At 68.2% G+C, this 9480-nt stretch carries 8 protein-coding genes; 3 read left to right on the forward strand and 5 right to left on the reverse strand.

All coding sequences use genetic code 11. The annotated features are described in order from the left end of the window. Positions 1-1007: 1007 nt before the first annotated feature. Positions 1008-2714 (forward strand): hypothetical protein, encoded by a 1707-nt coding sequence (locus ACFQZZ_RS33270; RefSeq protein WP_378688866.1) that lies wholly within the window; start codon positions 1008-1010, stop codon positions 2712-2714. Between the two features lie 185 nt (positions 2715-2899). Here the strand turns inward: ACFQZZ_RS33270 and ACFQZZ_RS33275 are convergent, their stop codons facing one another. Next, on the reverse strand, positions 2900-3115 hold the full coding sequence (locus ACFQZZ_RS33275; protein ID WP_378688869.1) for a hypothetical protein: 216 nt from the start codon (positions 3113-3115) through the stop codon (positions 2900-2902). A gap of 291 nt (positions 3116-3406) precedes the next feature. Here ACFQZZ_RS33275 and mobC point away from each other — a divergent pair, with 291 nt between their 5' ends. Together mobC and ACFQZZ_RS33285 are read left to right on the forward strand one after the other, a co-directional pair. Beyond that, complete coding sequence (mobC, locus tag ACFQZZ_RS33280; RefSeq protein WP_378688872.1) at positions 3407-3817, forward strand: plasmid mobilization relaxosome protein MobC; 411 nt, start codon at positions 3407-3409, stop codon at positions 3815-3817. Positions 3818-3836: 19 nt separating this feature from the next. Further along, complete coding sequence (locus tag ACFQZZ_RS33285) at positions 3837-5573, forward strand: relaxase/mobilization nuclease domain-containing protein (protein ID WP_378688875.1); 1737 nt, start codon at positions 3837-3839, stop codon at positions 5571-5573. Positions 5574-5591: 18 nt separating this feature from the next. On the opposite strand, the gene ACFQZZ_RS33290 is transcribed toward ACFQZZ_RS33285, so the two are convergent. From ACFQZZ_RS33290 to ACFQZZ_RS33305, 4 genes are all read right to left on the reverse strand, one after another. Continuing rightward, a complete protein-coding gene (locus ACFQZZ_RS33290; protein WP_378688878.1) occupies positions 5592-6548 on the reverse strand; it encodes a tyrosine-type recombinase/integrase in 957 nt (318 codons plus the stop codon). A 183-nt stretch (positions 6549-6731) separates the two neighbouring features. Continuing rightward, positions 6732-7724 carry a hypothetical protein gene (locus ACFQZZ_RS33295; protein ID WP_378688881.1) on the reverse strand — a complete coding sequence of 331 codons (993 nt, stop codon included), beginning with the start codon at positions 7722-7724 and terminating at the stop codon, positions 6732-6734. Then, on the reverse strand, positions 7721-8893 hold the full coding sequence (locus ACFQZZ_RS33300; RefSeq protein WP_378688884.1) for a hypothetical protein: 1173 nt from the start codon (positions 8891-8893) through the stop codon (positions 7721-7723). Before ACFQZZ_RS33300 ends, ACFQZZ_RS33295 begins: the two co-directional genes overlap by 4 nt. 26 nt (positions 8894-8919) lie before the next feature. After that, positions 8920-9261, reverse strand: coding sequence for a hypothetical protein (locus ACFQZZ_RS33305; protein ID WP_378688887.1), 342 nt, complete (start codon positions 9259-9261; stop codon positions 8920-8922). Positions 9262-9480: the final 219 nt, after the last annotated feature.

The raw sequence follows: 9480 nt of genomic DNA on the forward strand, positions 1-9480 counted from the left end.
CGAGGATAACCCAGGAAGCCTCGACGCTCCAAGCACCCGGTCCGGTGTGTGCGGTGGCGTAGGCGACAGGTGGGATGGCGCCCACCGTCACAGCCCTATTGCCCCCCGGCTAGCCCTCCGGCAGGACTCAACTGCGGCTTATGAGCTTCTGGCGTCCCGGGGTGAAGGTGGACCCGACCCGGTAGACGTGCAGAACGATGGAGGACCGCAGGCAGGGTGTGCGTGCGGCCTTGGCAGCCAGAAGCACAGGACCGGTCCCAGCGCAGGCGAGTAATACCCGCAGCGCTCCCAAGCAGGCTCCATACGCCCGGCTCCATACCGGAGACGACGTAGTAACCGCGAGGGTTCCCCTAGAGGCGATGCGCGGGCACAGGTGTGCCCGAACCACGGATCGCCTCTAGGGGGGTCCCGGCGCTCACCACCACCCTCACCACCCGGAGCCAGAAGAGACGTGCAAAAGCAAGGGTGATGGGGAGCGCCTTTGAACAGAGCACGCGCGGAGCGCGTTCCTTTACGCGGTTCGAAGCCGCCTAGCGGCTTCGGCTCGTTGTCTAAATCGGGAACCTTCAGACACTGTCTGATTCATCCCTCGACAGCCCCGATGTCGGGTAGCCACATCCTCAGCCAGGTTCCCGACGACCTTCCATCCGCGGGGCGACGGTCCGCTAAGCTAGCCAGCTTGCCACCGATCTGCATAAGCGGACTATCCAAATATTGACCTGCCTATGCAGGTTGATGCACTATGGACCTGCATAGGCAACACGGAAGAAAGTTCCGAAATTTCCGCAGGAGGGCCCCTCAATGACTATCGATCTCTCAGCCGCTGGAGATCCGGCAACTGCGCGAGGAACTCACTCGCACCCGCTCCGAGGCTCGCAGCGACCACGAGCAGCTGCGCGGCGACCACACCGCTGAGCTCGCCCGTGCTCAAACCGCCCACGACCGTGAACACCGCGCTCGACGCGGCCCGCTGTACCGGAACCCCCTGATGATGAGGAAGGCAACTGATGTTCCGATCGAAGAAGACCCCGGCCGCCGCCCACCCGCCCAGCGGTGACATCCAGGCCCTCGCCGATGAGCTGAGTAATGCGCGCGGCCGACTGGAACTGCTCGGTGGTGACGCGGCCGATGTCCTGGCCGAGGTTCCCTCCGAAGCCGAGTTGGCCGAAAAGCGCGGCCTGGCCGAGTGGCGTCGTGCGCAGTTGCGTGAGGCCGAGCGCGCGGCGCTGGCCGCCCAGCTCGCCGCCGACGCCAAGATCCGTGAGGCCGACGCCAAGATCCGCGAGGCCGATATCCGGGACGTGGTCGGTGCGCGGATGGCGCTGGCCGATCAGCGTCGCGCCGACAGTCCGGCGTCGACGATCGCGGAGCTGCGCCGCTACGGCAAGGGGTACCGCTACGGGTGCGCCGCGATCATCGCCATAGGCATGATCTGGTCCGCGGTCAATGTGCAGAAGAACATGGCGCCGGGAGGGGTCTCCGATCCGATGTTCTGGGTGTCGTTCCTTGTCGAGGGCATGATCTCCGGGCTGCTCGTCATCATCGCCGTCGGGACCGCGAAGCACCGCGAGGCCGCCGGAGTCGAGCCCGCACCGGCAGTCCAGGCGGCCGAGGTCGGACTGTTCCTGTTGACTCTGGGCCTCAACACCTACCCGTACCTGTCTGCGACCTACTGGTACCAGGCCACCCTGCACGGCATCGCCCCGGTGCTCATCGGCGGGTCGCTGTGGGTGCTGCACTACCTCGGCCGCGACAACATCCGCTCCCGTGAGATCGTCGCGCGCCGGATCACCGACGACCTCACCGCACAACTGCCGGATCTGCACGCACTGCACACCCAGCAACCCAGCGCAGCACACACCGCTGCGACGCCGTCGACGACGACCGCGGGCACACAGCAGCACCAGGACGTGGCGGCCCGCACCACGGACCCGATCGCCGAATTCGAGGCCGAGTTCGACCCCGCACCGGAACCCGCACTTACGACCGTCTCCGAGCCCGCACCGCACTTCGACCCTGAGGAAAGTGCGGCCCCGCACCGCACTTCGCCGGAGGTGGACAGCACTGCGCTCGTGGACGCAAGTGCGGGTTCCGGTGCGGGGTCTGCCGACGTCGACACGATCGAGGCTGGGCCCGCGCCGCACCAGCCGACCCTGGAAAGTGCGGGACCTACGGCCGAGCCCGCTGACGAGGCTCCCGAACCGGCCCGCACCGGAACCAGCACCGCGCCTACCTCGGCCGATGCCCCGGCACCGACCGTAAGTGCGGGCGAAGTGCGGGAAGAAGTGCGGGCGACCCGCGCGCCGCGCACCAGGACCGCGCACCCGTCCCGCACCAGTGGCGCGGGGTCTGCGGCACCGACAAGTGCGGGGGCGCGGGCACAGTCCGCACTTGCGTTGGCGACGGTGGAAAGTGCGGGGGAAAGTGCTGACGGTAGTGCGGGGTCGGCACCCGAAGTGCGGGGTGTGCTGACCGCACTTGCCCACGAAGTGCGGGACCGTGGTGTCGGTCGACGCCTGGATCTCGACACCGTAGTGCGGGTGCTGGAGATGGCCGCTGTCGCCGCATCGACGAACGCGATCCACTCCGCGACCGGTGTGCACCGCACGACGGTCGACAAGATCCGCGCGACCTCGGAGGTGGCGCGGGCCGAGGCCATCGCGGGCGGGGCCGGCGGGCGCGTGATCGAACTGCGCAAGCCCGACCGGACGTAGCGCTCCGGACGCCCCACAGACGACGAAGACCCCGGCGGGACCTATCCGCCGGGGTCTTCGTCTATCTGGCGATACGGTCCCTGGAAGCGCGAACTATCCAGGGACCGCGTCGTGTTCGGACTCTACCGGCGTGACCTGGTGAGCAGCTGCCCGGTGTACGTCGGGGATTGCCTCGCTCGGTGCGGTCACCACAGGTGGGAGAGGTTGTCGTTCATGGCGAGGGTCGCGTGGATCTGCGCCTGGGCTTGGAGGGCGTGAACCGTTGCCCACGCTGCCATCTCGTCTTCGTGGGACACCAGAGCGTTGCGTGGCCCGCCCCCGCCGAACTTCGCGAGGGTTTCTTGCAGCGCGCGGTTGGCCTGCGCCGCCAGTTCGTCGGCGCGCGCGGAGTGGTCGGTCATGGCGTCCAACGTATCGACTGTGCCCAGACCGGGCCGTCTGCCTACTCCTCCCTGTGAGGTCTCGTCCGGGAAGCCGCCCCGGCACCTGCCGGTCGGGTACTCTGGGGACAGAATGAGTTGGAGCGAGCTACTATTTAGGTGCACTAACGTGCACCCCACCCGGTAAACGGGTGGTCGCTGCGCTAGGCCGAAGGAGAGGTTGCGATGGCAGGGGAGTCGCCAGAACGGCGGGCACGAGCCCGGCGCGTGCGCGCGAAAAATGTGCCCGGGGGCCGACCTCACAGGCATGTGGTGAAGCTGTCGAACGACGAGCACGATGCGTTGACCGCACGCGCCGAGGCGGCCGACATCACCGTGCCGCGGTTGCTGGTCGAAGCGACGCTGGAGGGGTCGACCGTCGAGGCCGGGCGCGCACACGCGGTCCTGTCGATCCTCGAGCTCGATTCCCAGGTTCGCGGGGCGATGAATAACTTGAATCAGCTGACGCGCTATGCCCACCAGAACCGCGAGCTCGCGGAGGAGACTGCGGCGGCGGTGGTGGCGGCGACGCGGGCGTGTCTGTCACTGGACGCGGCAGCGCGGTGGGTGATGGGGAAGTCTCCAGCGGTGTCGGAGGTGTCGATCACTGACGAAGATCTGGCCGTCGCGCTCGACGAGGACGGCGCCGGGGATTGGGCGGCGCGCGTCGACCCGGACGCGTGAGTGGGGTGATGCGGCGGTGATGCCGAACGCGGTCAAGGGCAGCGACATCAAGGGGTTGTTGTGGTACCTGGCGGGTCCGGGTCGGCACAACGAACACATCAATCCGCGTGTGGTTGCGGGGGATGCGGTGACGATGGCTGTCTACGCCGGGCCTATCGACCGTAAGCGGGCGTGGGAGCTGGGGAAGCTGTTGGACTCGCCGCGGCAAACGTTGCTGCGTGGTGAGCCCGTGCTCTCGACCAACCACAAGCAGGCGCGAGCGTTCATCGCAGAGGGTATGGACCGCTCAGCCGCCTATGAGGCCGCCACCAAAGACCAGAACACCTGGCATTGCTCGCTGGCGTTGAGCGCGGACGAAGGCGAGCTTGCCGACGGGAAATGGCAGGCGATCGCCTCCGATTTCATGGTCGAGATGGGGTTCATCGACCGCGGGGACGGTGCTCCGGACGTGCGGTGGACCGGGGTTCGGCACGGGGTGAGCGTGAACGGCAACGACCACATCCACATTGCGATGAGCGTCGTGCGCCCGGACGGTTCGCTCGCCGATGTGTACCGGGATCGGCCGCGCGCGCAAGCGGCGGCGGGGGCCCTGGAGCACAAGTACGGGTTGAAGGTGCTCGCCTCGCGCGAGTTCGAGGGCACCGAGGCGGCAACGAAACCAGCCGAGCGGGCCCGCGCCGAGAGGACCGGCGCACCGGAGACCGATCGGGAAGCGCTGCGTCGGCGGGTCCGGGCGGCAGCTGTGGTCGCCGACAGCGAGGCCGGGTGGTTGCGTGAGCTGCGCGCCGAGGGGGTCATTGTCGCGCCGTTTTGGGCGGCCGGCGGTCTCGATGAAGTCGTGGGGTACTCGGTGCGGCTGCCTGCGCAGCGCAACCTGGAGACCGGCGCGTGGGAGAAGTCCATCAAGTACGGCGGGTGGCGGTTGGGCAAGGATCTGACCTTGTTGACTCTGCGCAAGTGGGCGCCGTGGGAGCAGTCCGACGCCGCGCGTGAGGACGCATTGACGGAGTGGCGGCGGACTACCCCGACCGCAAAAGGTCGGCCGTTGGTGGCCGACCCGGTCGCGGACAAAGCCACTGTCGCTGAGCTGGCGGCGTGGTCGCGGCACCTGCGAACCATCCCGGTCGCCGATCGTGACGCGTGGGCGCAAGCCGCGTCGCAGTCGGCGGGGATGTTCGCGGCGATGAGCGTGCGCACCGAGCGCACACCCGGTCCTCTGGATCGGCTCTCGCGACAGTTGGCGCGCGCCGGGCAGATGCCCGCACATCGGCGGCGGCCACAGCCTGTGCACCAGGACGGGTTGCGGCACGTATCGCGGTTGTTGTGGTCGACAACCTCACCAGCGACTAGTCAGCTCGCGTTGATGTACGCGATGACCGAATGCCTGCTCGAGATCCGGGCGGCGCTGAATGCGACCGACCGTGCGAAAGCAGCGGCGGCCATGGCGTCGGAAGCGCGAAAGGCGTTGACCGAGATCCACATGCGCGCCGCCGGGATCGACCCGAGCAAGCCCTACGACAAGCGTCCCGGCTCCCCTGCATGGGCAGCGGCTGCACGTTCGAGCGTGGTCGTTGACGGACTAGATCGTGCCGCGGTGGAGGACAAGATTCGGGCGTACACCGCGGTCAACCTCTCGCAGCGCGCCTTTGGTGCACCCGCACGCAATGCAGCGCAGGCCCCGCCCGCGCCACCCTCTGGGCCGTCGCAGGGCCCGCGGCCGCGCGGACCGAAGCAAGGCCGGGACTTTGAGCGCTGAGGCCGACTGAGATCGAGGTCAGTCCGCGCGACCGAACAGCGTCAACTGCTCGGTCTCGGTGAGCGGAGCCCGCACGCCATTCGGCGGTGCCACGCCCAGCAACGCCCTCACTCGTTCGGGGTCGGAGGTGCGTTGGCCGAGATAGGCGGCAACGACCGGGGTTGGTGTTCCCGCGCGTAGCCAACGCTGTTCGGTGGTGGCCCGCAGCGTGCCGGGAGCGATGATCAGGCCCGCGTCGTCACCGACGGTGCGGATGATGTCGTCGACCGTGCGGACTGCGAGCCGCCGGTGTGGCGCGCGCAGCGTAATGAACAGGGCCCGCGTCGTCGAGGATGTGCCGAGGAGTTGGCGGCGATGTGCCAGCCATGCCACCAGCGCGGCGCGGGTGCCCGGACGCAGGGGCACCGTGCGGGTGTGCCCGTTGCTGTCGGTGATGTCGATGCTTCCGGGGAAGTCTGTCAAGTCGAGGTCTGTGTCGTCGAGTGCCGCAATCTCGGATTCGCGCGGGCCGACGTCCAGACCCAGTACGTTCATCGCGAACGCGCGCGGGCCGCGCGCGGCGGCCGCAGTGAGTAAGCTGCGCTGCTCGGCGTCGCCGAGGGTGCGAGGCACGATCTGTTCGACTGCCGCACGCGCCGTGACCGGTTCGCCCATGCCCAGGCATGTGTAGAGCGCCGCGACAGCGGCGAGGCTGACATTGACCGTGGACGGCACCGCGCCGCGCTCGTCGACGATGGCGGTGATGTAGGCGCCAACGGCGCGGTCGCGTCCGGCCGGGTTGTCGAGCGCATCGGGGTGTTCGCCCGTTTCGACTACCCAGGCCAGGAAGTTGCCTGTCCGTTCGATATAGGTTTCGCGGGTGCGTGTCGCGAGCTCGGCGCGACCATCGAGCCACGCGATGAATCCAGTCAGCACCGGATTCACCGCTACCTCTACAGGGACCAGCGCCGCCGGTGTCGTCTCGGTAGCCGCCATGTTCCCTCCTTGCAGGTTGTTGCCCCGCACAGAGTCTCAGGTCGCACCGACATACCCAGCCCGGTGAATTAGTCGCACCAACGGCGCCCGGTTGCGCCGCTAATCCGTCAAGGTGCTCTCTTGGTGCTGCCGCACCCTCCCTCTGCGGGAGGGCTTGCCTCCGAAAGCATCGACGATGTCACTTCATGCCGGTGCTATCGCAGTGATCAGTGTGCGACCGTCGCGCTCGGCGGTCGTGACGACTTGGCGGTAGGACTGGACGGGCTCGCCGGGCCACTGCTCGGCCAGCTCTACCAGCCACCGGCCATCTGCTGCCGGGCTGATGCTGACGCAGTATGCGGTGTCGGCGGGGACGGCCGCGATGCCCGCTTGGATCTGCTCGGCTGTGGGGATTGTGGTCCCATCGACGATCTCCCGCACCGCGGACCCGGACCGCCGCACGTAGTAGGCGTGCTCAAACGCCAGGATCGCTGACGGGCCATCGGTGGTACCGCCTGTTCCGGAGCCGGACACCCGACCCGCCGACCTGGTTTGCTCGCACCCGGTGAGGGTGTGTGCGTGCGGCGGTCTGGTCGCGGACATCGATTGCGTGATCGATGTCGTTGCGGCGGCGGCCGCCCCGGGCTGCGTCGAGGTTGTGGGGCGGTGAGTGTTGAGTGCGAAGCCCAGCACTACGGCGACGACGAGCACCACCAGGGCGACCACACCGAGCGCGTGGAGGGGCCCTGATCCGCGGGGCTCGCGTTGTCGAGGCCGGGAGGGCAGCGACCAGGTCGGGGTGGTGCGGGGTGTACCTCCAGATCGGTCTATGACCGGTGACGGCTGCGGGTCGCCGTCGTCGTAGTAGTTGTCGACGTCAGCGGCCAGGTAGGCGGTTGAGGGTGGTGCTGGTCCCATGTCCTGCGGGGTGTCGCTGTCTCGGCGGCGCGGCTCGAGCCATTGGTGCCAATCGTCCGGGTCCGGGTCGGTTTCGTCGGTGTCGGTGTCGTCGTCCGACTCGATCGTCGTCGCAGACATCGATTGCGCAATCGATGTCTGCGAGGAGGCCGCCGCCGCGGCCTCTTCCTGGTCCTCGCCTTCCGCGCGGTCTTCTGGGGCCACCTCACCGACCATGGGTAGCCCGAGATCCCACAGGCTCGCGGTCGCGCTGGGCCGGTCGGGGTCGGTGGTTGTCATGTACCCGACCTATCTCCGTCGCCTGCCGGTGTCGAGGGTGCGGGCACAGTCACGCCGAGCTGTCCGCGCGGGGTGTGCTCGGGCTCAGCTGGTGGTGCAGGCCGCGGCGGAGCGGCCAGACCGGCGCCGGTTTGGTTCGGGGCTGAGGAAGGGGCAGGGTCGGCCGGAGATTTCGGTGTTGGCGCCGTAGGGGTTTGGGGTTCCTCTGCTGCGTTCGTGGCAGGCGCCGGGGTAGCAGGGGCGGGAGTCGCGGCGGTCGGGCCGAAGTCGATACGCGGCGTAGGTGCACTGAGGCTCAAGGGTGCTGGTGTCGCTGGTGGTGAGGGCGCGCCGGCCGCGGCGGGGTGGGCTGGGTTGAGACCCTCTTGTATGGCGGTTTGGGCGCTGGCGGCGACCGTGTCCATCGTCTTAGTGCCGACCTCAGCGATTTTGTCGATCAGATGGGTTCCGAGCTCGACGCCCGCTTCGAGGACGGTGCCGCCGATCTGGATACCGGCCAGGATCGCGGTCTGCTGCATTTGTGCCTGGATCGCGGCCTGCGCCACTGCCGGGTCGACCGGTTGACCGGCGGTAGCACTGGGCAGGTTGAGGCTTGAGCCGGGCATGCCCGGCAGGCCGGGGACGGCGCCGGGCAGCTGCACGACACCGGGAGAGGCACTCCACGATTGTGGTGTCGTGAGCTTGGCAGGCTCGCGGCCGCGTAGTCGGCGGGTGTGTTCGTCCATCTCGAGCTGTGCGTCGTCGACGACGGTGAGTGCCTCGCGCAGGGCGTGGGAGGCCAGATCGATGAGCCCGTCGCCATCGGGTGCGGTGGTGGCGGTATCGACCAGGGCGCGCCCGTCGCGGCGGAATTCCGCGATGATCTGCTCCACCCGTCGCGCGGCGGCGGCGTTGGTGGTGTGTGCGGAAGTCAGCAGGGCCGCGTATTCCGGGCCCAGCTCGGCGGTGGTCGCGATCTCTCGGCGGGTGCGTGCCATGACCGGCATCACGTCACTGCTTGTGTCCCAGGAGCTTTCGAGCGCGTGTAGGGCACGTCCGTGCTCGAGGTCGGTATCGACGATGCCAGTGGTGGCTGTCTGTAGCGCCGATAACAGCGTTTGGTCGGGTGAGCTGCTCGCGGTCCCGAGGGTGGCTCGCAACGCCATGAGCGGTTGTAGCAGCGCCGTCACGATTGGCGGGTCTACCTCGGCGGCGTTCACAGCTGACCACCTGCTCTGTTGAGTGCGGCGGCAATATCGTGGTCGCCGTCGACAGCGATACGTGTGTAGTCGCGTAGTACGCGCCGATATTCGCCCACCATGTGGGCGCCGGTAGTGAGGGTGTCGGCGTGCTCGGCAAGCGCGGCGTCGAGCTCGGCGGCGAACTCCGCGCCGACGACCCCGAGGTCTGTGCGGAGCTGGTCGGCGGGCGAGAGGTCGGTGAGTGTGGCGGCGGCCGCGGTGAGTCCGGTTGCTACCTGGTCCATCGCTGTTGCGTAGGTGTTCATGGCGGCGGGATCGAGGTTGATTCCGGCCGATGACGAGGGGTTTTGTTGCATGGTGAGATGTCCTCGAGGGTCGCTGAATAGCGCGGGCCCGGGGCTATGGGTCGCGCTGTTGTGGCTTCAGGGGTTTGGGTTGTTAGGTGCTACGCGCCGTCGGCACCGTGCTCGTTGGCGGCGGGGCGTAGTCAGCCCGGGTTCTTCCAGGGGCCGCTAATGAGTGCTTGCGCGGTGTGCTGGAAGTACTTGCCCGCATCGGCGAAGTCGTGGGGGCAT

This window comes from Nocardia sp. GCM10030253 (assembly GCF_042675075.1).
GTDB lineage: Bacteria > Actinomycetota > Actinomycetes > Mycobacteriales > Mycobacteriaceae > Nocardia.